This window comes from Streptomyces sp. Ac-502 (assembly GCF_045222935.1).
In the GTDB taxonomy this organism is placed as follows: domain Bacteria; phylum Actinomycetota; class Actinomycetes; order Streptomycetales; family Streptomycetaceae; genus Streptomyces; species Streptomyces monomycini.
This window is the reverse complement of sequence record NZ_JBHFFO010000001.1, coordinates 41,367-63,087: the sequence shown is the minus strand read 5'-3', so window position 1 is coordinate 63,087 and position 21,721 is coordinate 41,367. Positions and strand designations below refer to the sequence as shown.

22 protein-coding genes and 3 pseudogenes are annotated in these 21,721 nt (G+C 69.0%); 14 read left to right on the top strand and 11 right to left on the bottom strand.

The window, feature by feature from the left end; genetic code table 11:
- Positions 1 to 77: 77 nt before the first annotated feature.
- Positions 78 to 584: a LysR substrate-binding domain-containing protein gene (locus ACEXOX_RS00340; RefSeq protein ID WP_406518394.1), complete on the bottom strand. Its 507-nt coding sequence runs from the start codon at positions 582 to 584 to the stop codon at positions 78 to 80.
- A gap of 269 nt (positions 585 to 853) precedes the next feature.
- Positions 854 to 979: pseudogene (locus ACEXOX_RS00335) on the bottom strand (LysR family transcriptional regulator); the annotation flags it as partial.
- A 116-nt stretch (positions 980 to 1,095) separates the two neighbouring features.
- Between ACEXOX_RS00335 and ACEXOX_RS00330 the strand changes: the two are divergent.
- The 7 genes from ACEXOX_RS00330 (at position 1,096) to ACEXOX_RS00300 (ending at position 7,383) form a co-directional block, all read left to right on the top strand.
- Entirely contained in the window at positions 1,096 to 2,508 is a 1,413-nt protein-coding gene (locus ACEXOX_RS00330) for an MmgE/PrpD family protein (RefSeq protein WP_406518393.1), read from the top strand.
- Positions 2,509 to 3,195: 687 nt separating this feature from the next.
- Complete coding sequence (locus tag ACEXOX_RS00325; RefSeq protein WP_406518392.1) at positions 3,196 to 4,677, top strand: hypothetical protein; 1,482 nt, start codon at positions 3,196 to 3,198, stop codon at positions 4,675 to 4,677.
- 369 nt (positions 4,678 to 5,046) lie between these two features.
- The gene (locus ACEXOX_RS00320; RefSeq protein ID WP_406518391.1) at positions 5,047 to 5,895 is read left to right on the top strand and encodes a hypothetical protein; all 849 of its coding nucleotides are present in this window, start codon (positions 5,047 to 5,049) and stop codon (positions 5,893 to 5,895) included.
- 147 nt (positions 5,896 to 6,042) lie between these two features.
- On the top strand, positions 6,043 to 6,312 hold the full coding sequence (locus ACEXOX_RS00315; protein WP_406518390.1) for a DUF6233 domain-containing protein: 270 nt from the start codon (positions 6,043 to 6,045) through the stop codon (positions 6,310 to 6,312).
- Between the two features lie 279 nt (positions 6,313 to 6,591).
- Positions 6,592 to 6,837, top strand: coding sequence for a hypothetical protein (locus ACEXOX_RS00310; protein ID WP_406518388.1), 246 nt, complete (start codon positions 6,592 to 6,594; stop codon positions 6,835 to 6,837).
- A 3-nt stretch (positions 6,838 to 6,840) separates the two neighbouring features.
- Positions 6,841 to 7,173 carry a hypothetical protein gene (locus ACEXOX_RS00305; protein ID WP_406518387.1) on the top strand — a complete coding sequence of 111 codons (333 nt, stop codon included), beginning with the start codon at positions 6,841 to 6,843 and terminating at the stop codon, positions 7,171 to 7,173.
- A gap of 6 nt (positions 7,174 to 7,179) precedes the next feature.
- Positions 7,180 to 7,383, top strand: coding sequence for a hypothetical protein (locus tag ACEXOX_RS00300; protein WP_406518386.1), 204 nt, complete (start codon positions 7,180 to 7,182; stop codon positions 7,381 to 7,383).
- 391 nt (positions 7,384 to 7,774) lie between these two features.
- On the opposite strand, the gene ACEXOX_RS00295 is transcribed toward ACEXOX_RS00300, so the two are convergent.
- Entirely contained in the window at positions 7,775 to 8,713 is a 939-nt protein-coding gene (locus tag ACEXOX_RS00295; RefSeq protein WP_406518385.1) for a hypothetical protein, read from the bottom strand.
- A 588-nt stretch (positions 8,714 to 9,301) separates the two neighbouring features.
- On the opposite strand from ACEXOX_RS00295, the gene ACEXOX_RS00290 reads away from it, so the two are divergent.
- The gene (locus ACEXOX_RS00290) at positions 9,302 to 10,315 is read left to right on the top strand and encodes a DUF6528 family protein (protein ID WP_406518384.1); all 1,014 of its coding nucleotides are present in this window, start codon (positions 9,302 to 9,304) and stop codon (positions 10,313 to 10,315) included.
- Between the two features lie 162 nt (positions 10,316 to 10,477).
- Here ACEXOX_RS00290 and ACEXOX_RS00285 read toward each other — a convergent pair whose 3' ends face one another.
- Together ACEXOX_RS00285 and ACEXOX_RS00280 are read right to left on the bottom strand one after the other, a co-directional pair.
- A complete protein-coding gene (locus ACEXOX_RS00285; protein WP_406518383.1) occupies positions 10,478 to 11,836 on the bottom strand; it encodes a trypsin-like serine protease in 1,359 nt (452 codons plus the stop codon).
- A 246-nt stretch (positions 11,837 to 12,082) separates the two neighbouring features.
- Complete coding sequence (locus ACEXOX_RS00280) at positions 12,083 to 12,406, bottom strand: hypothetical protein (RefSeq protein WP_406518382.1); 324 nt, start codon at positions 12,404 to 12,406, stop codon at positions 12,083 to 12,085.
- Between the two features lie 754 nt (positions 12,407 to 13,160).
- Here ACEXOX_RS00280 and ACEXOX_RS00275 point away from each other — a divergent pair.
- The 4 genes from ACEXOX_RS00275 (at position 13,161) to ACEXOX_RS00260 (ending at position 14,954) form a co-directional block, all read left to right on the top strand.
- On the top strand, positions 13,161 to 14,000 hold the full coding sequence (locus ACEXOX_RS00275) for an IS5 family transposase (RefSeq protein ID WP_406518381.1): 840 nt from the start codon (positions 13,161 to 13,163) through the stop codon (positions 13,998 to 14,000).
- Between the two features lie 26 nt (positions 14,001 to 14,026).
- A complete protein-coding gene (locus tag ACEXOX_RS00270) occupies positions 14,027 to 14,290 on the top strand; it encodes a hypothetical protein (RefSeq protein WP_406518380.1) in 264 nt (87 codons plus the stop codon).
- A gap of 188 nt (positions 14,291 to 14,478) precedes the next feature.
- Complete coding sequence (locus ACEXOX_RS00265) at positions 14,479 to 14,706, top strand: hypothetical protein (protein WP_406518379.1); 228 nt, start codon at positions 14,479 to 14,481, stop codon at positions 14,704 to 14,706.
- 8 nt (positions 14,707 to 14,714) lie between these two features.
- Positions 14,715 to 14,954, top strand: a complete 240-nt coding sequence (locus tag ACEXOX_RS00260; protein ID WP_406518378.1) for a hypothetical protein — start codon at positions 14,715 to 14,717, stop codon at positions 14,952 to 14,954.
- Between the two features lie 362 nt (positions 14,955 to 15,316).
- Here ACEXOX_RS00260 and ACEXOX_RS00255 read toward each other — a convergent pair whose 3' ends face one another.
- From ACEXOX_RS00255 to ACEXOX_RS00240, 4 genes are all read right to left on the bottom strand, one after another.
- Positions 15,317 to 15,739 carry an RICIN domain-containing protein gene (locus ACEXOX_RS00255; RefSeq protein WP_406518376.1) on the bottom strand — a complete coding sequence of 141 codons (423 nt, stop codon included), beginning with the start codon at positions 15,737 to 15,739 and terminating at the stop codon, positions 15,317 to 15,319.
- A gap of 47 nt (positions 15,740 to 15,786) precedes the next feature.
- On the bottom strand, positions 15,787 to 17,127 hold the full coding sequence (locus tag ACEXOX_RS00250; RefSeq protein ID WP_406518375.1) for an endonuclease/exonuclease/phosphatase family protein: 1,341 nt from the start codon (positions 17,125 to 17,127) through the stop codon (positions 15,787 to 15,789).
- Between the two features lie 801 nt (positions 17,128 to 17,928).
- Positions 17,929 to 18,591: an ATP-binding cassette domain-containing protein gene (locus tag ACEXOX_RS00245; protein ID WP_406518374.1), complete on the bottom strand. Its 663-nt coding sequence runs from the start codon at positions 18,589 to 18,591 to the stop codon at positions 17,929 to 17,931.
- A complete protein-coding gene (locus ACEXOX_RS00240; RefSeq protein ID WP_406518372.1) occupies positions 18,588 to 19,025 on the bottom strand; it encodes a hypothetical protein in 438 nt (145 codons plus the stop codon). The genes ACEXOX_RS00245 and ACEXOX_RS00240 overlap by 4 nt, the downstream gene beginning before the upstream one ends.
- Positions 19,026 to 19,238: 213 nt before the next feature.
- Here ACEXOX_RS00240 and ACEXOX_RS00235 point away from each other — a divergent pair, with 213 nt between their 5' ends.
- Both ACEXOX_RS00235 and ACEXOX_RS00230 read left to right on the top strand, forming a co-directional pair.
- Positions 19,239 to 19,586, top strand: a complete 348-nt coding sequence (locus ACEXOX_RS00235; RefSeq protein ID WP_406518371.1) for a hypothetical protein — start codon at positions 19,239 to 19,241, stop codon at positions 19,584 to 19,586.
- Positions 19,587 to 20,016: 430 nt separating this feature from the next.
- Positions 20,017 to 20,214: pseudogene (locus ACEXOX_RS00230) on the top strand (flavoprotein); the annotation flags it as partial.
- 9 nt (positions 20,215 to 20,223) lie between these two features.
- Here the strand turns inward: ACEXOX_RS00230 and ACEXOX_RS00225 are convergent.
- Positions 20,224 to 21,132 (bottom strand): alpha/beta hydrolase fold domain-containing protein, encoded by a 909-nt coding sequence (locus tag ACEXOX_RS00225; RefSeq protein ID WP_406518370.1) that lies wholly within the window; start codon positions 21,130 to 21,132, stop codon positions 20,224 to 20,226.
- Positions 21,129 to 21,685 (bottom strand): annotated as a pseudogene (locus ACEXOX_RS00220) (quercetin 2,3-dioxygenase). The gene ACEXOX_RS00225 and the pseudogene ACEXOX_RS00220 overlap by 4 nt, the downstream one beginning before the upstream one ends.
- Positions 21,686 to 21,721: the final 36 nt, after the last annotated feature.

The window sequence follows — 21,721 nt, the reverse complement described above, 5'->3', positions numbered from 1 at the left end:
GGGCCAGCGTGTTCGACGGGCACCACCAGCCTGCGGGCACGGTGGCCGGCAAAGGAAATGACGGACGTTGGGCCGGTCTATGCGTCAGGCGTATGCAGGACAGGAAGGGTGCTCGTCACGAACGCGCAGAAGCGGCGGGCGGCGGGGGTGGCCGGTCCGTCGGCGCCGGTGACGATCCCGATCACCCGCTTCGCGCCGGTCTCGTTCAACGGGACTTCCACGGTGCCGGGGTGGAGCGCGGTTTCCGATCGGGACTCCGGCACGATCGCGATACCGGCCTCGGCCGCGACCAGGGCCCGCAGTGTGCTGAGCTCCGTGCCCTCCACGGCGAGTTGGGGCGTGAACGCCGCCTCGGTGCAGACCTGGTCGAGGATCTGCCGCACCCCGAACGCCCGGGGGAACGTGACGAAGCGCTCGGCCGCGAGTTCGCCGGCCGTGACCGCTGCCCGGGTGGCCAGCGGGTGATTCTCGGGGACGAGGAGGGCGAGCCGTTCTTCCAGCAGCGGAACCCAGCGGATGTCCTCCCCGGCCGGCCGGGGGCTGGTGAATCCGACGTCGAGGCGGCGGTGGCGGACCTCGTCCACGACGATGTCGGCGGCGTTCCCCGTAGCTGGAAGGCGGCCGACGGCGCGATCGACCGGTACTTCCGCAGCAGGTCGGGGACGAGCCAGCTGCCCAGCGAGTGGAGAAAACCCAGGGCGATGGTGCCCGCGTCGGGGTCGAGGAGGGCCCGGATGCGCTGTTCGGCCGACGCGACCTCGCCGACCGCTCGTACGGCGTGCGCGTGGAACACCTCACCGTAGCGATTGAGGTGCAAGCGGTTCTGCTGCCGGTCGAAGAGCCGTACGCCGAGCCGTCGTTCCAGCCGCGCCAGTGCGCGGGACAGGGTCGGCTGCGAGATGTTCAGCTTCTGCGCCGCCGCGGTGACGTGCTCACTTTCGGCGAGGGTGATGAACCAGCTCAGCTCGCGTAACTCCATCCAGCGACCATACGCCGCGCGCATGAGCCGGCTTCCCTATGGTCATTTCACCGCGGCAGCCCTGGGGGCCGATCCTCGAATGAGATGTCGGTACAGCGAGCAGAGGAGCCTTCGGGATGACCGTCGAAAGTCGGGACCAACGATATCTGGCCGAGCTGGTGGGTGAGTTCGTCGCACGGACCGAGATCGGTGACGTTCCCGACGAGGTGCTCCAGCGCGCCCGCCACCTCGTGCTCGACGCCGTCGGTATCGCCTTCGCCTCCACCGCGTTCCCCTTCGCCGGCGTGGCCCGCGACGCCTTGTCGGCATTCGGCGCCGGGGAGCACGTCGTGTTCGGCACGGCGGACCGGCTTACCGCGCGCGACGCCGCCGTGCTCAACGGCATCCTGATCCACGGCCTGGATTTCGACGACACCCATCTGCCCGCCGTCGCTCATGTCACCTCCGTGGTCCTGCCCGCCGCGTTGTCCGCCGCGGTCGCCTCGAACGCCTCGACGCGCGACCTGCTGCTCGGCTACGTCCTCGGTGTCGAGGTCATGGCCCGGGTCGGCATGGGAGCCGCCGGTGGTCTGCACGACGTGGGCTTTCATCCGACGGCCGTGGCAGGAGCGTTCGGAGCCGCCGTCGCCGCCGGCAAGATCATGGGGTTGGACGCCGGCGGCCTGGCCACCGCGCAGGGCATCGTCGGGTCACAGGCGGCGGGCCTGATGGAGTTCCTGGAGGACGGGTCGTGGACCAAGCGTTTCCATCCCGGCTGGGCCGCCGCGAGCGGACTGACCGCCGCGAGCTTCGCCAGGGCCGGCTGGAGCGGTCCTCCCGCCGTTTACGAAGGCCGCTTCGGCCTTTACACCACGCACGTGCCGAGCCGGAACGCACGCCCGGCTGCCGTGTCCGAGGATCTGGGCGTGAGCTGGGAACTGCTGCGCACCGCCGTGAAACCCTTCCCCGTCTGCCATTTCCTCCACGCCTTCGTCGACGCCGCGCTCATCCTCCGCAAGGAGCACGCCCTGCGGGCGGAGGACATCGCCAAGGTCCGCTGCGCGATCCACCCGGTTCCGCGCAAGGTGGTGTGCGAGCCCGCCGGGGCCAAACGGGCGCCGCGCGACGAGTACGACGCCAAATTCAGCCTCCCGTTCACCGTCGCCGCGTCGTTGGTCCGCGGCCGGCTGACCCTCGACGAACTCGAAGCCGACGCCCGCGCCGACGCCCGGATCCGGGAACTGGCCCGAAAGATACGGGTCGAAGACGATTCCGACAGCGCTTTCCCGTCGGCCTATTCCGGTTTCGTGGAGATCGAACTCACCGACGGGCGAGTGGTACGCCACCGTGAGCAGTACAACCGCGGACACGAACAGCGACCGCTCACCGACGAAGAGATCGTCCGGAAGTTCCGCGGCACGATCGGACGTGTCGCCGACCGAGAGACGGCCGATCGCGTGCGGCGGGCAGCGCTGGCGCTGGGCGACCACCGCCCTGCCTCCGGCTTCGCCGAGGCGTGCGGCGGGCCGGTAGTGACCGGTGGGATGTGATCCCCGGGGTGTGTGGTTGGGGTGCGGACTGGTGCGTTGCGGGTTTTCCGCAACGGTTCGTCGGGAGTGTCACGGGGGCTGGTCTGGCGTTGTGCGGGATCTTCGGGGATTGAGGTTGGTGTGTTGGGGTCGGGGTCCGGGGTAAAGGCTCGGGTGGTGTTTTCGCAGGTCAGGCGTGTGTTTTTTGCTGTGGTGCGTCGCGGTGATACGGCGGAGCGTGGGTGTCGCCGGGCGGAAGCAGGCAGCTTGCCGGAGTGGCGCGTGCAGTGCGCGGGCTGCGCTACCGGGCGCTGCGGTGGCTGTGGAGGTATCAACGGGTGTCGTTTCGTAACAGGTTCGGGAGCCGTTGAGCGCGTCTCGGCATGATCAATCGCGATGACTTTTGATGCCGCTCGGGGTGGGTTTCGGCCAGTGCTCGGCAGGCTGTTGTGCAGTCCGTCGGGGAAGCGGTGTGCGATGTTCCCTCGAAGTCGTACTTGCGTGCCGAGCCGGTGCGCGTGGTCAAGCCTGGCAAGGGAGGCTTCTCCGCCAATTCGCCCATCCTGGCCATGCCCTGTCAGGAAACGTCGGTCTTTGGGTGTGGGTGATTGGGACAGTGGCGGAACGCACCGGGCTTCTTTCTGGAAGGGGTCCGGGCCGGGGTGTTCCCCGGCTGGCCGGTGCCGTGCGGGACAAGGGGAGGCATTCATGGCTGGGGGCGAGTCCACCGCGACGCCGGATGGCGAAGGCGAACAGAGCTGGCTCTACGAGGCGCCTCCGGAGGCCCGGCAGCGTGCGGAGGCGGCGCGCAAGGAGCTGGAGGTGCTGGGCGCCAGCGTGAGCGCCAAGACGTTCTGGTGGGGGTTCGAGCTGCACCTCAACCAGGAGGCCGTGGACAAGTACGTGGAGATCAAGGACCTGATCGCTGACGTCCTTGGCGAGGCGCTGAAGGAGCCTTTGTCGTCTCTCGTCGCGGTGGCGGCGCTGGCGCAGAAGGCGTGGGTGCAGGCGGTCTCCAACGGCTACGGCTGCAAGCTGGTCTCGCCGTGGATCTCGCCTCTGATGCTCATCCCGGTCAGTCTGGCCCCGTCGGAGGACACCAACTTGTGGTGGACGGTGTTCGAGCCCGGGGCGGGCTGGAACACCGACACCAAGTTCCCGGGCCACATGAGTGCCGCGAACCCGGCGGTGACGGAGTTCAAGGGCCGGTTGTATGTCGTGCACCGCGGTGCCAGCGACAGCAAGCTGTGGTGGACCTCCTACGATCCCGACAACGGCTGGACGGACGACAAGCCGTTCCCGGCCCACCTGAGCGGTGCCGGCCCGGCCCTGGCGGTGTACGGGGGCCGACTGCACTGCGTCCACCGGGGTGCCGGCGGCGACACGCTGCTCTACCACACGTCCACCGCGGACGGTGTCAACTGGAACGCGGACGCCAAGATGCCCGCCACCAGCAATGTCGAGCCTGCCCTGGCCGTCTACAACAACAAGCTGTACTGCGTCCACCGCGGCGGCGCCGAGGCCAACCTGTGGTGCACCACTTACGACGGCACCCGGTGGAGCGCCGGCTACAAGTTCCCCCGGCACTTCACGTCCTCCAACCCTGCCCTGGCCGTCCACAACGGCTGGCTGCACTGCGTCCACCGGGGCAGCGGCAGCGACAACAACCTGTACGCCACCAGCCTGAACGGCAACGGCAACTGGACCGAGGACGCCAAGCTCCCCGGCCACCTCAGCCTCGAAGGCCCGGCCCTGGCGGTCTTCGGCGGCGAGATGTACTGCATCCACCGCGGCTTCGGCACCGGCGACCAGCATCTGTGGTGGTCCCACTACGACGGCACCCGGTGGAGTACCGACACCAAGTTCCCCGGCCACCTCAGCGGTGCGGGACCCGCCGCGATCGCCTATCGCGACAAGAACGGCACCCGCGACCAGCTCCTGGTCGTCCACCGCGGCTTCGGCAAACGCGCCGCCGGCACCGACAGCGCGGAAGCAGAAGCACGCATCGCCGCCGAAGAAGCCGGAACAACCGCGACCCCGGACGCCGGCTGCCCCCCTCGGCCCTCACAACGGCGGCCCGTCCTGAAGCCGGACAGGCCGCCGTCGCTGGTCCACCTCCGCGAGAGGCCGGATGTCTGCCCCAAGGCGACAGCCCGACCTTCGACCGCGCGTTACCCCTCAGCGGCATAAGCACACCCCGCACTCCCACCGCAAGCCCCGACTGACATCAGAACAAACCGACATCGCAGTGCCGGTCAGCGCGCGACACCCGCACTCATCGCGAAACGACTCACCAACCGACCGCGGCAGCCAATCTGGCCAGCCGCGTCCCGGGCCGGGGCCGGGACGGGGGCACGGAAGGCCGTACGGGTGTGGTCGCCGGCGCAGCTGTCCGGGTAGTACTGGTGCGTGCCTTTTTCTCCGCGATTCCTTCGCCTCGTGCCGGGCGGTCTTCGGGGCCGGGTGCGCCGCGGCCTTGGTCGGCTGGGGGTAGCCGGATGGCCGCTTCCGCTCCTGGTGGCGGCTGCTGCGGCCGTCCCGCCGTCGGACACTTCGTCCGTGGGCAGGTCCCCGATGGTGATCAGGCTGCCGGGGGCCACTTCGGCCGAAGGCATTTGCCCCGGCCGTGGCTCCGCCTTCTACGCCGGGGACTATTTCGCGGGCGACATCTACCGCGGTGATCTCCAGTCGGGTACCGCCGCCCGGTTCATCGATGCCCCGCCGGGCCGCCAGGCCCTGGGCATGCAGGCCCACGCCCGGCATCCGCTGCTGTTCGTTGCGGGAGGTTCCACCGGCCAGGCGTACGTCTACGATCTGCGGCGCAAGACCACGGTGGCTGTCTACCGGTTCGGGGCCGCGCACACCGCCTTGATCAACGATGTCGCCCTGACCCGTGACGGCGCCTGGTTCACCGACTCCCGCCGGGCCCGGCTGCACTTCGTGCCGGTCGGCCCCCGCGGGACCCCCGGCCGCTTCACCACGCTCACCGTGCGCGGCCCGGCAGCCGACCTCGCCGGCAAGTTCAACCTCAACGGCATCCGGGCCACGCCTGGCGGGCGCACCCTGGTGGTGTCGCACTCCAGCAAGGGCGCGCTGTACACCGTCGATGCCGTCAGCGGACACAGCCGGGCCGTGACCGGGGTGAGTGTGCCCATGGTCGACGGCATCGCACTGCACGGACACACCCTGTGGGCGGTGCAGAACTTCCGCAACCAGATCCAGCGCATCACGCTGAACGGGGACCTGTCCCGCGGCATCACCAAGAAGACCATCAGCAACGGCCTGTTCCGCATCCCGACCGCAACGGCCCGCTTCGGGGACCGCCTCGCCGTGGTCAACGCCAAGCTGCGCCCCGACGGCCGCCCGCCGACCGCCAAGAGCTATGAAGTCGTCGTGGTGGGCGCCTAGATCGGCGGGTGCTCTCTGAGCTTCACCGCAGAGGGCGTTCGTCGGCGGAAATACGACGCCTTTTGAATACGTGCTGGTTACCAGCTCACTCCGCGCGGCCCGATCCAGCAGCCCCACGTGGTCAGCGGTTGCGCGCCGTATCCGATCGTGCAGCCCCTTGAGGACCAGGACTACACCGTCCTCGATCCGCCCCCGCCGGAGAAGCGCACCCGCTGGCGCGTCGATGTGACGCGGGACGGGCGGCGCCTGGTGTACCGCATGGACTGCGCCGCCGGATCGGAGGGCGGAAGCCTGGCCACCGATGCGGACGCCCTGCGGCTCCTGGCGCAGGGACCGGAGGTGGCCACCACGTGCGCGATCTGCCGCCCGGAGGCGGTGCTGCGTACGCTGCCTCCGCCTGCGGACGACTCGTTCTGAGAGCCGGGTGAGCGAGCCGGCCGCACCCGGTAACTCCGCGGGGCAGCGGCGGGCAGCCGCGCGAGGCAGCACCGCTTCCGCGTTATGCCGGGGGCTGCGGCGGCTCCTCCAGGGCTTCGGCGACCTTGCGGGCCAGCGCCGCGACGTGGGGCGGGAGGTGGGTGTCGAGAGCGTCGATGTCGTCGCTGAGTCTGGCGCGCAGTCCGTGCAGGCACGCCGCGGTGAAGAGTCTTTGCGGGTCTTCGGCCGTTGTGGCCGCTTCGGCGCGCGCCTGGGCCCATGCGTACCGAAGTCCAGTTCCGGATCGTCGGTTTCAGGGGCGGGGTCTCCCAGCAGGCCCGCCAGCTCCACTTGTTCCTCGGGCCCGGGACCGTCGGCTCGGCTGCGCTGCTGCTTGGTCTGCAGGTAGGACTGGAGCGCGTCGTCGGACATGCCCTCGCGCTGGCAGTACGCGGCGAACAGCAAGGCCGCCATGTTCATGGTGTCCGCTGCGTCGGTGAGGCGGTACAGCGTCATCCGCTTTGAGCCGTGCACCCCGGTACCGAGGTGGTACAGGACCTCCTGGCCGTTGGAGGCCGTTTCGGCAACGTACTGCTGGATCGAGCGGTGCAGTGGCTCGGGAAAGGAGGTGGGTTCCATGTCCGCACGCTAGGACGCACTTCGTACGAACCGTCCGCGACGGGCCGCGGCGGCGACCATCACGACGACCTCGCCGCGGTCCACGCCGCCCGCCATCAGCAAGAGGTCCGCCACGAAGCCCTCGTCAACGACGCCGTCGCCGCGCTCACCGACGCCCGGGAAGTGCTGCGCCTGCTGCCGAGCGTGGTCACCGACGTCGACACGCACACCTACCGCGGTTAAGCCTGCATGACACCCGAGGCCGCAACGGACGCCCTGTCCGCCTGGGGGTACCAGCTCACGGCCATGCTCCCGGAGCCGGCCGACCGCGACGAGCGTCAGAGCTGGCAGTTCGCCCGCGACTGCGGCCGCGACGTCGCGTGTCGGCACGATCAGCGTCAGCCCGTACCGACCCTGGACCTGGAGACGGGCCGGTCCACCATCGTTTGCTGACCGGGGAAAGGCCGACTGTGTTGTCGGTGGGGCTGGGAGCCTGGCCGGTACGGACGGAACAGGGATGGGGAACTGCTGCGCGGTCGGGAGTGAGCGCAGCGGGTTCCGCCGGTGCTCCGCACGGGGGTAAGCGAGTGATGTGCCGCCGGTGCACATTGCGGTGAGCGCGGGCAGAAACGGTAGCCCAAAGACCATGCTGAGGATGCCGGCCGCGAGGATGGCTGCGACGAACCCGCCCGAGGCGGCGAAGAAGTGCTCACCGAAGTGGCAGACGGCCCGCCAGGTGCGGGCGCGCGCAGCTGTGCAGTGATCAGGCGGTGGCGTGGGCATCCGGCGCGGACACAGCTGTGTCCGCGCCGGATGCCCACGCACGGTAAGGCGTTGCTCTGGTTCAGCGCGCCACGTGTGAGGTGACGCTGCCGTTGGTCTCCAGGACGGCCCACAGGGAGCCCACCTTGATTGCCGAGCGGAACTTGCGCTCGCCGTCGACCTCCATCGTGCCGAGGGTGCGCCCGTCCTTGTCGACGAGGACCGCCCGGTAGTGCTGGTCGCCGAGTTCGGTCACTTGGACGACGGTCTTGCCGTCGGCGAGCGTTTCGTTGTGCGGGCCACTCGGGCGGACCTTTGCGATCCAGGAGGCCACCTCGCCCTTCGAGGAGAGCGCGATGATCATTCCGTTGAGGTTGCCGGCGTCGTAGGGCTCGGCGGGGGTTGCCTCGATGGAGCCGAACGACTGCCCGTCGTCGAAAAAGCCGTCCGCCCGGTAGTGGGCGGGGCCCATCCGGTAGATCTTGGCGATGGAGCCGCCGTCCGCCAGCTTCGCCGTCCGGACGTAGGTGCCGCCGCCCTCCGCTTCCCAGCGGGCCGGGCAGCCCTTGGGCAGTGCGGGGAAGGTGTGGGTGCGGTCGAAGGCGACGCCGCCCGACGGTCGGCGCTGCCACAGCTGGGCCCGGCCGCTGTCCAGGTCGGTGAGCTTGAGCCCGGCTTCCTCATTGAGGGGGTGGTTGTAGTTCACACCCCCGTAGGGGATATCGCCGTCCCTGGTGAGAAGGTCGCCGTCCTTGTCTTTCAGGACCGCCTGCGGCCCCTCAGGGCCGTTCTTGGGAATCGGCCGGTTGGTGATCTCCACGTACGCGCCCTCGATGGGAAGAACCGAGTAAACCTTCTCGGTGACCGTGCACCGCGCGATATCGGCAGGCGTCGGCCCGGCTGTGCGCGCCGCGCTGCCGGCGAACGCCGCGGAGGCCGGGCCGAGCACGGTGGCGGTCACCGCGGCGCAGGCCGCCAGGGTGCGCAAGGCGGTGCGGCGGTGAGGCAGTAAGGCAGACATACGTGACTCCATCGCTGGCTGGTCGTGTGGAACGGGACGAAAGACGTGCGTCGTACGCTGCCCCTTTCACAGGCGGCGCTGTGAGACGGGCGGTGACTGCTGTACGTAAGGTACGAGGCGTCTTTGACGGACGAATCGCTTCCACGTAACAGCGGTGTCGCGGAAAAACGGCCACATAGAAACTTTTGTCCGACTGCTCCGTATCGGGCAGCCCGCCAGGTGTGGATGCGCCTGCACACCCGAGACAGCACCGCGGAGCCGCGCGGGCAGCGGGTCCGTGATGACCAGGCTCGGCTGGTGCGCATGGGCGCCAGGAAGGCGCAGTCGGCTGACGTGCGCTCCCTGGCCGAGGTCAGCAGCCCATCCGGTGCCGTCACCGGTGCCGCGAACGTGGTTACGGGGAGGACGTGGGCCATACCCCTTGCCTGGCCGCATTCCGGCAGACCGACTGTCGGTGCCGATGACACGGATGCGGATGGCGACGGTCATGCGTACGGCGACGGATCTACGGCGAGCTGCCGGTACGGTGCGGCTATGAGATCACTTCCTTCTGCTGTCGCCTTCGCCGGCGCGGGAACAGGCGGGCCAATGAACCGCCGCACCCTGCTGAAGGCGGCCGCTGCGGTCGCGGGTGCGCCGTTGGCGTCCTGGGCCGTACCGGCCCGGGCACATGCTGCCGGGGCCTACCATGTGGCCGTCTGTGAGCAGGCGAGGAACGTGGTGCTCGTGCACCCGGCCGATGTGGAGTGGACTCCGGCCAGCCAGGTGTGGCGCTGGTCGCCGCCCGCAGCCTGGGTGGACGGCAAGAACGCCTGGCTCGGGCTGTCCGACGTCAGGTTCCGCAACGCGGGCGCCCGAGGCTGGGTCGCCCTGGTCACGGCCTCCGCCGGCAAGGTCGGGATCGTCGGCACGGGCAAGGGTGGTGCGCTGCTGTGGTCCGCCCGTCCGTACGGCAATCCGCATGCGATCGAACGGGTACCGGCCACCGGTGCCGTGGTGACGGCTTCGTCGCAGGCGTCCGACCGTGTCGATTACCCCGGATTTCTCACCGTCTATGGGCCGCGCGATCCGGAGGACCCCAGCACACTCACCCGCGTCCAGGAGATCAAGTACCAGGGCGCGCACGGCCTCTACTTCGACGGGGGCTACCTGTGGGCACTGGGCACCTGGACCATTGCCAAGTACCGCGTCACCGGCAACCGCCTGGACACTCGACTCGAGCAGGTCTGGAAATACACCTTTGAGAAGGCGTTCAACGGCCATGGCCTCGATGCCGACTACAGTGACCACCAGTACCTGCTGGTCACGAGCGGCGGATCGGTGCGCAGGCTGCACAAGGCCAGCGGACAGCTCACCGATGCGAAACCCACCGGCGTGGGCGTGAAGTCGTTTTGCCGGGTGGTCTCCGGTGAGTCCTTCTGGCAGCAGGCCATCAGCGTGACCGACCCGGCGAGCCACCCGGACGCCGGGACGGGGTACTGGAACACCTATGTGCAATTCTTCGATGCCGCCGGCAGCCCGTCGTTCCGGCGCGCCCTGAAGGGCTACGGGTACGACGCCAGGTTCTACACCGCCCGTGCGACCGGCGCCGCCTTCAGCTGAGTGCTCCGCGGCCGTCGGCGCCGGGCTGCTGCGGGAACGCGGCTTCGGCCCGGCCCGTATGCGCACACGGGAATAGCGCGGCGGCCTGGACAGCGGCAGTCGTCGCGTCCGCGGCCTTGCCGGCAGCGGGGTGAGGGCGTATCCGCCCTCACCCCTTTTGGATCAGATCCAGTCGTCACCGGGGGTGACGACGAAGGCCGCCCCGGTATTGGCGCGTACGGCGACCTTGCCGTCGGCCCCCTGGACGACGAGGTCAGCCCTCTTGTCGGCGTCAACGTCGGCGAAGTGCAGGTGTCCCTTGCCGGGCTGGCCGAGGTAGTTGGCCCAGCCTTCGCTCCAGTCGGTGCCGCCGTCGAAGTAGGTGCCCTTGTTGGTGCGTACGGAGATTTTGCCGTCGGTGCCGTGGACGATCAGGTCGGCCTTGCCGTCGCCGGTGATGTCGGCGAAGTAGAGGTGTCCCTTGCCGGGCTGGCCGAGGTAGTTGGCCCAGCCTTCGCTCCAGTCGGTGCCGCCGTCGAAGTAGGTGCCCTTGTTGGTGCGTACGGAGATTTTGCCGTCGGTGCCGTGGACGATCAGGTCGGCCTTCCCGTCGCCGGTGACGTCGGCGAAGTACAGCCGTCCCTTGCCGGGCTCGCCCGTGAAGTTGGCCCAGCCCGCGCTCCAGTGCTTTTCTGCGCTGAAGCGGTAGGCGGGCTTGCCGGGCTTGGGCGCGAAGTTCTTGACGGCGGTCCGTACCGTGATGCTGCCGTCCACGCCCTGGATGATCAGGTCGTCGGATCCGTCGCCGTTGACGTCGGCCATGCTCACGATCTCGCGCAGCCGCTCCTGCACCCCCTTGACCCAGGCCCGTGCGGCGCTGTCGTCGAGGCGGGCCGACAGGGCACCGGTGCGGGTTTCGGCCGGATCCTGCCCGAAGCACCCGCCCTGCCAGGACCGGCTGTTGACGGCGACGAGTTCGGCCTTGCCGTTCTTCTCCCGCACCAGCGGGCCGCCGGTGTCGCCCGCACAGACGGCAACGCCGTCCTGCCCGGTAACGGCCACCTGGCCGTCGTCCGCAGCATCCACAGCGAAGACGCCTTCGTGCATGGTCAGCGGTGACCACTCGTCCCGGGTCCGCCCAAACCCGGCGGCCTTCAGCTTCTCACCGGCCGCAGGGGCGGAGGTGGCCAGGGGGATCGGGGAGATCCCGGCGATACCGGTGGTGGGCCTGTGCAGGCGGGCCATGACTAGGTCGCGCCCCTGGTAGGGGACGAGTTCGGTGACCTGGGTGACCAGTCCGGCAGTGGTGGTCAGGTCGCGACGGCCGATGGTGGCGACGGTCTTCTTCGGCGGCGCCCCGGACGCGAGCGCGGTACCGGGGCGGGCGGCGAAACAGGAGGCCGCGGTGAGCACCCACCGCTCGTCCACGAGCGTGCCGGAGCAGGCGCGCTCACCCTCGCCTATGTCGAGGCGCACGGTGTAGGCGGCGGTGGCGCCGGAGGCCGGAGTACCGCTGACGGCCAGGGCGGGTGAGGCCCCCAACGCGAGAAGGCTAGTGACCAGCGTCGTAGCGAAAGCTGCGAGACGTATAGGTCTGGTGCGATTCATGTGTTTCCTTAGTACGAGGTCTGCGGGGCCCGTTGGGGATGGAGCAGCTGGCAGAGAGAGCGGCCGGTCCGGCTGCCCCGGCATCACCGGTATCAGGCGCCTCCGGCACACACTCCGCCCATCGACTGCTCTTCTCAGCCTCCGGCTGAGAAGAGCAGTCGATGGGCGTCAGCCTCAGCATCATCTCGGACATGTGCTACCCGAAGGCGGCCGGGGCGGATGGGCGGGTGCGGCCGGTGCTGCGGTGACGGTGACGGGAATGTCCAGGCGAATGCCCGCGGGTGTGGTCAGGCGCAGGACGTAGCCGCCGGGACGGTGCCCGGCCTGCAGGGCTGGAAGCGGTATGACGCCTTCGGCGTCGGCGGGAGGCAGGACGAGCATGCGCAGCCGACGGTGCTGACGGCCCTCGAAGTACGGGCCGTCCTCGGTGGGCGTGCGCCCCGACGACACGATGACCGCTTCGACCCTGGCCCCTGCCACCGGGGTACGGGCCTGGGTGGCCATGATCCGCAGCGGCGAGGTAACGCAGTGTCCACCGGCACCGTGATCTCCGCGGCGTCGAGGGGACTGAGGCGGTCGGCAGCAGGGGTGGCAGCCGGGCGGACGGTGATGGTGAAGGTGACCGCAGGATCAGGTGCACCGGGGACCGTGGCACGGAGGGTGGCGGTGCCAGGGCTGGTGCCGGTGGTGAAGGCGGGAACGTTTGCGATGCCCTGGTGGTCAGTGCGGACGGTGACAGCGAGGGATGCGTCGGCCATCGGCCTTGCAGCCAGGCTCAGGAAGCGTACGGCGGCGTTGCCGGTGAGGGTGAGCCTCAAGTCAATGCCCGGGATGGGGGCGCCGTGGACATCGCGGGCCACCACCTGCTGGCGAGGGCGGAGTGTCCGCTCGGTCTGGGCCTTGATCTCCTCGAGGCCGATGCGGTCGAGGAGAGCGAGGGGGCGCTGAGCAGGGGTGGGCTGAGGCTTGGCCGTCGGCCGCGGTGTCGGTGGCTGAGGGCGGAGATGCGCCGGGGTTCCGTGCGGTGCCGGCTGAGAGAGCGTTTTGCGCTGTCTGGCTGCAGTATCGATTGTTTTCTGCCGTGTCACGCTGGGGACTTGAGAGGAGGCTGGGGCTGGTGGCGTGGACGTAGCGGCCACTGGCCCGTCTCACCCGGCAAGCTCCCGTCTCATTCCAAGAAGCCCTGTTGCACCGCCTTTGCTCCCGCCGCCGGACAACGCGCCTGGGCGCACGGGCCGGCACGCGGTACGCCAGCACCATGACCGCACGCCGCCGCTATCCCAGTGATCTGTCCGATGCCCGCTGGGCCCTGGTCGAACCGGTCCTGGCCGCCTGGCGCCTCGAGCGCCGCGGCCGCGCCCTGGACTTCGGCCGCCCGCCTGAGCACGATCTGCGCACCCTGATGGACGCCATCTTGTACGTGAACCGGACCGGCATTCCCTGGCGCTACCTGCCGCACGACTATCCGCCCTGGCAGACGTGTTACGCCTACTTCGCCCACTGGGAGAAGGAGGGCATCCTCACCCAGCTCAACAGCCTGCTCCGCAGCCGTGTCCGCGAGGACGAAGGCCGCGCGCCCGAGCCGAGCGCCTGCATCATCGACTCACAGAGCATCAAGACCTCGGCGAACGTTCCCGCCGCCGGACAGGGCACCGACGCGGGCAAGAAGATCGTAGGCCGTAAGCGGAGCATCATGATCGACACGATCGGGCTGTTGCTCGGGGTGCTGGTCACCGCGGCCAGCGTGCAGGACTCCGTGGCCGGCGCCCACCTCGTCGAGACGGTTGCCGCCGAGCATCCTGCCGTCCGCAAGACCTGGGTGGACGGCGGCTACCGCCAACACCTCGTCGAACACGCCGCCCGCCTCGGCATCGACATGGAAATCGTCCGCCGTAACCCCGCGACCAGGGGCTTCGCCCCGCTACCGCGGCGCTGGACGGTGGAGCGAACACTGGGATGGCTGATGTTCCACCGCCGCCTGGCCCGCGACTATGAGGCCCTGCCCGCCCGTTCCAGCGCCATGATCTACCTCGCGATGATCGACGTGATGAGCCGCCACCTCACCGGCGAATCCACTCTCAACTGGCGAGGCGCCTGAAAACGCAACCAACTCCGCATCACAGGATGAAACAAAAGGACGAAACGCTCTCTGAGCGGGGCCGGATCGAGCGGATCATGCTGGCCGAGCATGCGGGCCACTTCTACGGCCGGGACCTCTGGGAGCGGGTGCTGCGCGTCACCCAGGGGGTGGCCGCAGCGGTGGCGCAGGACGTGGCGGGGCAGCGGTACTGGGAGACCGAGACACCGCTCAGCTCCTTCGCAGCGGTCTACCGGCGGATGCGCCAGCACCGCGGTATCGCCGACGCGCTCGGCGATCAGGACTTCTGACGCCGGTGTGGATGCCGGTGCCCGAGGCGCCCCCGAGGCCCCGGGCACCGGCATCGGGACGCCGCTTCGCCCCACCCCAGTGCACCCCGGCAGGCTGCTTCCCGCGAGGGGCGGTACGTCGTACGGCCGCAGGGCCAGTCCCGGGGCCTGCGGGTGCACGGGGCCGGTGGCGGCCGCAGGGTGGAGGGGTGGATGCTTCTGCGCCCCGGGTCATCGTGCAGCCGCCGGCACCGGCCGGCGGGCGGCGCGTCTGTGTCGACGGCACCACCCTGGGCCTCGCCTATCGCCCGGCCGACGTGGCCGAGTTCCTGCGCCGGGCCGGTACCGACCCCGACCAGATCGATCTGGAAGGTCCGGACATCGAACGGCGCGGCGGCGGACCGGACATCTGGAGCCCGCCGGACACCCCCGCATAGCGAACACCGTGCTTCCTCGGGTCGCTCGGCAACTGGAGAAACACCTGTCGCAGGACCTCGGCGAGCAGGTATGGCGCGAGCCGAGGCTCGGCGCCCCGGCGGACATTGACGAGCACCGCCGGACGGTCACCCATCTGGAACAACAAAACGTCGAGCTGGCATCACGACTGGGAGAACGGCGGGCCGAACTGGAAGCTGCTCGGGCCGCCAACCGCGAACTGACCCGCGCGTTGAACCAACGTGGATGAAAGCCGGAGCAGGCCCGCAGCTACTCCAGCTTTCCTCAAGCGGGTCTCCGTCCGGACACGCCAGGCCCGGTGACGCGCGCCGCCAGCGCTGTGGCGGCGGGCAGGACGGGCGGCGACGGCGTCGCTGCCGGAGAGCGCGGCCCAGTGCGGGGGTTCTTCGCGTTCGGTATGCCTCATGAGGCATCGGGCCGATAACCGTCCCAGACGTGAGACGGGGTCTGCAGCGGGCGAGCATTCCGCTGACCGAGGGGGCGCTGAGACATCAGCATTGCCCGTCACGCCACGGGAAGGGCAGGTCAGCCGAGCGCGCAGGGGCGGGGCCGCCAGGACCCGGCTGTGCGAGGGTCCTGGCGGCATGGGGCTCAGGGATTCACCACGCTCCAGCGCTGGGCGGGGTAGTCCCTGCACTCGTAGAGGGAGATCCCGCCACGTTCCGCGTCGGGGGACTGCAGGCACAGGTTGTTCGCCTCGTTGCGGAAGCGGATGCTGCCGTCCGGGAAGCTCTCGGCCAACCAGCGCTGGCCGGCGCCATTGACACCTCGGTCCTCGTCGCAGGTCCGGAGTACCGCATCTGTTTCCGTGCGGGCGTGTTCATCCCGGCTGCCCAGGCACCACTTGTCGCCGTCCTCACTTTTGAGCCGGACCAGGTTGCCGGACGGGCTGACTCGTTGGACTTTCCAGCCGAATTCCTGCCGCTCCCACAACAGCCAGTAGATCCACCAGGACTTGGGCGGTACGGGGGCCTTGTAGACCTCGGTGCCGCTGACCGCCCCGGCCCGCCGCATCCGACCTCCGAGCCACTCGGAGTCAAGACGCGCATTCCCCTTGGCCGTCAGCCATTTCGCGGGGGCAGCAGAGACGTCCCTCCACCCTTGGGTATCGTCGTCAGTGCAGGGCGCTGCGGTGACTGCTTTACCTTCCCGGGCCAGGCAGAGTCCGGGGAGGCGACGTTGCGCCAGCGCTGCAGCCTGCCGTAGTCCTGGTTAAGGTCTCCCTCCTCGCTCTTCAGCTCGCTCACCGACCACTGCGCTCGTGGATCGCCGCAGTCGCCGGCGACGGTCCGGGCCGACACGTCCCGGCGAACCTTCGGCGCGATGGCGATGCAGTCTTTCGTACCGGTGTTTTGGATGAAGTGGTCGAGCATGCCGGTGGTGTACATCTGGAAGGTTTGATTGTCGCCGTAGCCGGCGTCGCCGACCGTGAATGAGTCGTCCGGATTGTCCTGCAGCAGACGGCCGGTCGGGGTGCTCAGGACTGTGCCGTAAGTGTGGGACGGGCTCGGTAGCCGGCTTGGCGGCGCTGTTCGGCCAAAGTACACGGGAGCGTGGTCGGAGCCACGGCCCTGCGGAACGGTTGCATGGAAGCCCGCCAGGCCGTGGGTGACGGCGTAGTCCAGCTCGCTTGGGTTGTTGCCGTTGATGAACGTCGCCTGATTGGTACGGGCCAAGGTCTCTTCGTCGCGCAGATGCAGTGACGTATTGCGGGCGTGCGCGTCGTTGAGGCCGAGGATGTTGAGGTTGAAGTCACCGACCAGAGCCCAGTTCCGGCCGTCGCCGGCCGCGACGTTCCGGACCTGGGTGAGCAGTGGCTGCACGTCATGGCCTCGGGCGTGGGTGTTCCAGTACCAGGTGTTCCCGAACCGCAGACCGAGTAAGGGACGGGCCCGGTAGCGGGTGTTCGAGGGATTCGGATCCGGGTCGTAGTGGGGGTTTTCCAGTACGCGGATCTCGTCGGCCGGGGAATCGGTGACTGTGGCCAAGTTGACCCGGCCGCCCTGCCACCTGTCCGTGCCCGTCTCGCGGACCCTTTGGGGATCAGTCTGCAGGAAGTACACGTATCGGTCACTGCGGTTGGGGCCGCCTGGCCAGGTCACCTGCGTAACAGAACTGGGTAAGGGCCTGGGGCGGGACGGGCTGAGACGGATCTGCCGGAAGCTGGACCGGTCCGGCGACTCCGGCAGGGGCGGCCCGCTGCCGACCTCCTGGAGCGCGACCACCGCGTTGTCTGCGGCCAGCTGCCGCACTTCCGTATTCCAGCGCTCGCCGTTGTTGGAGCCCTGCATGTTGTACGTGGCGAACGGCGAACTGCCGTCGTTGTCCACCGCAGGTGCCGCCGTTGCGGCCAGCGACACGTTCGGGACCAGTGTCGCCAGCCCGGTCAGGACCGCGACCACGACGGCAACCAACCGCCTTCGACGACTCCGCATTGCCGAATAACTGCCTTTCGTCAACTCCGTTTGCCCTTCTCCCACTCGGCCCCGGTGCCCCACGGGCTGAGCCAAGCGGGCTACAGCGGGCAGAACCCGCATCTCGGAAACACGACAGGGCTCCTGCGCCCGGGGGCTACTCACCCGCTCCAGCCAGACCGACGCTCCCCTGCGTGCATGTACATGCCGATGGTCCTCTCGCTGCCCCCGCTCCGCAGACACTCCTCACCACTTGACGCAAAAGCGAGGGTTCCCGCCCCGCACGACGAGGCGGAGGCAGATGGTTGATTCCAAAGGAGATGCCCACGACCAGGCCGCGGGTCTTAAGGCCGAGGCGGAACGCCGTATCCGGCGTCCGCGATGGCCAGCGGCACCCCGAGCCCTCACGAGCGGGTTTAATCAAGCATTCCCCGCCACTTCAGCGGCGCAGCCGCCTCGTCCGCGGAGATCACATCGCTGTCCAGATGCCTCTCCAGCAGCAGATACGCACGACCATGAAGAAGGCGCTGGTGGCGGGATCGGCTACTGCAGCGCTGGCGACACTTTCGGGGTGGTGGCTCCGGCGGCTTCGGCCAGTCCGATTCCGCCGGGTCCAGCGGACCGCGCGCCGCCGCACCGCAAGTACCACATGGGTACGGATCCTTTGAAGGGAAGCGTTCTCCCAGCTCAAGGGGACCGCCCCGGGGAGCCGCAGTGACGCAGGACAGCGAATATCTGACCCATCCCAGTAGATTCGGAGCACGTGAACACCGAACTGCCGGATGACGTTCACCGAGTCTCCTGAAGGTCTGCTCGCTGGCCGGGGGAGTGTGTCGGGACATTGGTATCGGGCGTAGCAGGGCATGGTGTCGACAGCACGGTTCCGTTCTCGATGTGCAAGAACTGCTCCGTCGCCTTCGCCACGTTGCCCTCGCAATGTGTGGAGAACAGCACCGAACCGTCGCTGCGAGCGTAGTCGGTGATGATTCGGTGGAATCGGGTGACGTTCTCACTGTCGAGGTTCGCCGTTGGCTCGTTGAGAAGGAGGAGCAGCGGGCTCCCCAGGAGGGCGCGCGCCAGGCCGAGACGCTTGCGCTGCCCCAACGACAGCCGCATGAACTGGGTGCCTGCGTGGTCCGCAAGTCCCACCAGATCGAGCAGGCGCGCCGTCTCCTGCTTCGCCCGGACCCCGAAGAGGTTCCGCAGTGAGGCGTAGTAACGCAGGTTCTGCGCACAGGTCAGCCGGAAGTAGAAACTGCGCTCCGGATACAGAGACACCCCGATGTGCGCCCGCGCGGCCGTGGGACGGCGCAGCATGTCGCAATCAGCGATGGCCACGCTGCCTCGCGTGGGTGTGATCAGCCCGCACAGGATCTTCAGTAGCGTGGTTTTTCCGGTCCCGTTCGCGCCGAGCACCGGCACGATCTGCCCTGCGGGCACAGTGAAGCTCACCTCGCTGAACAACGGGGCCCTGGCCTTGCCGAAACATCGACATCGCGGTGACAGTCAGCATGCGTCCCCCCCGCACAGCAGATGTTCCGCACTGGTGATCCGGTCGCTGCCCAGGGCGATGAGAGCGACCGCAGCGCCACCCGAGCCGGTGAGGAAGCCGGGGAGTCCGTCTGGACACCCGAAACGTTGTTGTTTCTCAACCCGAATAGCGAGTCACTGTCTGTCATTGCCAGGAGTTGCTCCACCGTATGCTGGGAGGGGCCGCTCCAGTGCCGCCCATGGGCCCTGGCCACCGTGCCGATATGACGCTGGATGCTGATCTGCCCGGCGATGCCGTGACACAAAGACGGGTTGTCTATCTGCCGCAGTTCCTCCGGGCGGCGCTCAACCGACTCGAGCAGAGCGATCGCGGTATCGAGGAAGGCCGGGTCCACGCGCGCGCAGTTGACTAGCGCGACCGCACCGCCGAGATTCCCGTAGCACCAGGCCTATCGCGCGAGACTGTTTTGGGCAGGTCGCCGGATCGCCGCCGACCTCGCCAGGGCGATCATGCTGATTGCCATGTGATCAGGAGACACTCCCCGGCGGCACCCCGTTTTCTGGGGCGGGGTGCCGCCCGCAGTGTTTGGGCGCCGGAAGGAGTACGCGTGGACGACAGCCACCAGCCCGACGAAGAAAGCACCTGGGCGTCCCTCTCCCGGAGGGAGAAGACCCTGGCCGCTTTCGGCATGACCGGTCTCGCCCTTGGGGTCATCACTGCTGTCCTCGCGGCTGTGCTGCTCGGTTTCCTTGCCGTCGCCGCCGCGTCGCTCCACCTGGTGGAAGCCGACGGGATCGGAACCCTGTTTTGGGGCGTGGCGTTGTCGCCGTCCTGTTCACCGGATACTTCACTCCCGGACTGCGGGTACAGCGCCCATGGCTCCCGGCGTTGCTGGCCGCATTGCTTGTCGTCCTGGCCAACCTGGCGGTCAGGAAAAATGGAGAGGCGCACATGAACAGGGGTCGCGGAAAGCTCCTCTGACCGGCAAACCCTGAATCCGCGGCCACCGCCAGCGGCGGCGGCAGCACCACGATGCTGCGCTCCCTGACCGCCCAGTTCTTCCACCACGGCGCCCACGTCCTGCTTCTCGTCCCCACGCGGGTCTCCCACCCATGGGCAGGGCCTACCGACGGCGACGCACTACGGCAGCGTCGCCGGCATCCACGACGCCCTTCTCGCCCTCACCACCGAGCTCAAGCGCCGCACTGGACTCGACCGTGAACAACTCGACGACGTGCCGCGGCTGATCGTCGCCATCGGCGCGGCCAGCGCCACGCTGCGCCAGCTCGCCCGTTACTGGGAGACCTTCCGGCTGCATCCCCATCCGCGCCGCCCAGGCGGCGGGCTGGGACGTGTGCGTGATCCTCACATTCGTCCGCGTACCGATGGCTCAGCGAGGACGACGAAGATGCAATCGAGGCCCTGGAGGAGCTGACCGGACACCCGGTCCGCTGGCAGTACAAGCTACCCTCGCAACCGGATGTCCTGCCCGCCCGGACACGATCCTCGTTGCCCCGCTCACCAGCAATACACTCGCGAAATGGGCTACCGCGATCAGTGACACCCTCGCCCGGCGCGCAAATGCCGCCGCACTAGGCCAGGAGACGGCGGGCGAAGGCCAGGGAGCGGGTGAAGAGTTCCTCCACTTCGGCGTCGGGCAGGCCGTACCAGCCGTGATCGGCGCCCGGCACCGTCCACGCTTCGACCGGTGCGCCGGCCTGCTCCAGTGCTGCGGCGAGGGACCGGCTGTGCGAGCAGTCCACCAGGGTGTCCTGGTCTCCATGGATCAGGAGGAACGGTGGTGCGCCGGGCCGGACGTGGGCGAGAGGGCTGGCCGCGCGGGCGCGTTCCGGGACGGTGGCCGGGGCCGCTCCGAGCATGCGCGCCTCGGGAGTGGCGGGGTCGTCGGGAGCAAAACAGCCCCGGACGCTGGTCAGGTCGCTCGGTGCATACCAGACCACGGCACCGGCCGGCTGCGCGTACCCCCTGCTCACGGGATCGGCCTCGGTCAGGGCGAGGAGTGAGGCGAGGTGTCCGCCGGCGGACTCGCCCCACACCACCGTCCGCCCGGCGTCGATGCCCAGTTCCGCCGAGCGCAGGGTCAGCCAGCGCAAGGCGGAGCGCAGATCGTTCAGCGGGGCGGGGAAGGTGGCTTCGCCGCTGAGCCGGTAGTCGGCGCAGGCGACGGCGAAGCCCGCGGCCGCGATGCGCGCGAAGGGACGGGGAGACCAGTGGCGGGTGCGCAGTCCCATGTCGTCGCGCCGTCCCCGGCGCCAGGCGCCGCCGTGTACGAACAGCACCAGCGGAACAGGGCCTGCCGCCTTGTCGGTCTCGGGCAGCCAGAGGTCGAGTTCCAGCGGGCGGCTTCCGTCGAGCTCTTGGTAGGGCACTCCGCGCAGTTCCCGTACCCCGGGCGCGCTCACCGCTGCGGGCGGCAGGGCAGCGAGGTCGGGGTGGGGCGCGGCGATGAGTTCGTGCAGCGAGGGCCCGGGCGCCGTCACCGGGTACGCCACTGGTGGTCGGGCAGGAAGCGCACGTCGTACTGCTGCGGGACGGTCGCGAACTTCCCGGGTTCCGGGATGACGGGCTGGTGCGGCAGGCCGAGCTGCTCGGCGGGCACACCGAGGTTTTCGAAGAACCGCTCGAAGGTTCCGCCGGGGCGGCCGCGACGCCGACGACGCGGCTGTGGTGGCGCTCGATGCGGTAGGCGTGCGGACAGTTCTTGGGCACGAAGCCGAAGTCGCCGGGGGTCAGCAGCTTCTCGTACTGGTTGCCCTCAAGGTCCTCGGCGAACAGCCGCACGGCTCCGTCGGTGATGTAGAAGACCTCATAGGTGTCGGGATGGACGTGGGCCGGGATGATGTCGCCCTTGGGGCCTTCGACGGTGAAGAAGTTGAAGGTGTTCTCCGTCTGCTCACCGCCCGCGTAGATGGTGACCAGGTCGCCGAAGAGGTGGGCGCGGTCACCCATGCCCTTTTCGATGAAGTAGGGGACGCCCGGCTCGGCGGGGATGTGGGAGTGGGTGCGGTAGCGGGTCGCGTATTCGGCGGTCAAGAGTGTTTCTCCTCCTCGTGAAGAGCCTGATGTCAG

Coding starts and splice junctions, on each gene's coding strand:
- ACEXOX_RS00310 (WP_406518388.1), top strand. CDS start 6,592: ATGCGTACCGAAGTCCAGTTCCGGATCGTCGGTTTCAGGGGCGGGGTC.
- ACEXOX_RS00300 (WP_406518386.1), top strand. CDS start 7,180: ATGACACCCGAGGCCGCAACGGACGCCCTGTCCGCCTGGGGGTACCAG.
- ACEXOX_RS00330 (WP_406518393.1), top strand. CDS start 1,096: ATGACCGTCGAAAGTCGGGACCAACGATATCTGGCCGAGCTGGTGGGT.
- ACEXOX_RS00270 (WP_406518380.1), top strand. CDS start 14,027: ATGAAACAAAAGGACGAAACGCTCTCTGAGCGGGGCCGGATCGAGCGG.
- ACEXOX_RS00325 (WP_406518392.1), top strand. CDS start 3,196: ATGGCTGGGGGCGAGTCCACCGCGACGCCGGATGGCGAAGGCGAACAG.
- ACEXOX_RS00275 (WP_406518381.1), top strand. CDS start 13,161: ATGACCGCACGCCGCCGCTATCCCAGTGATCTGTCCGATGCCCGCTGG.
- ACEXOX_RS00280 (WP_406518382.1), bottom strand. CDS start 12,406: ATGGCCACCCAGGCCCGTACCCCGGTGGCAGGGGCCAGGGTCGAAGCG.
- ACEXOX_RS00295 (WP_406518385.1), bottom strand. CDS start 8,713: ATGTCTGCCTTACTGCCTCACCGCCGCACCGCCTTGCGCACCCTGGCG.
- ACEXOX_RS00290 (WP_406518384.1), top strand. CDS start 9,302: ATGAACCGCCGCACCCTGCTGAAGGCGGCCGCTGCGGTCGCGGGTGCG.
- ACEXOX_RS00255 (WP_406518376.1), bottom strand. CDS start 15,739: ATGCGGCGGGCCGGGGCGGTCAGCGGCACCGAGGTCTACAAGGCCCCC.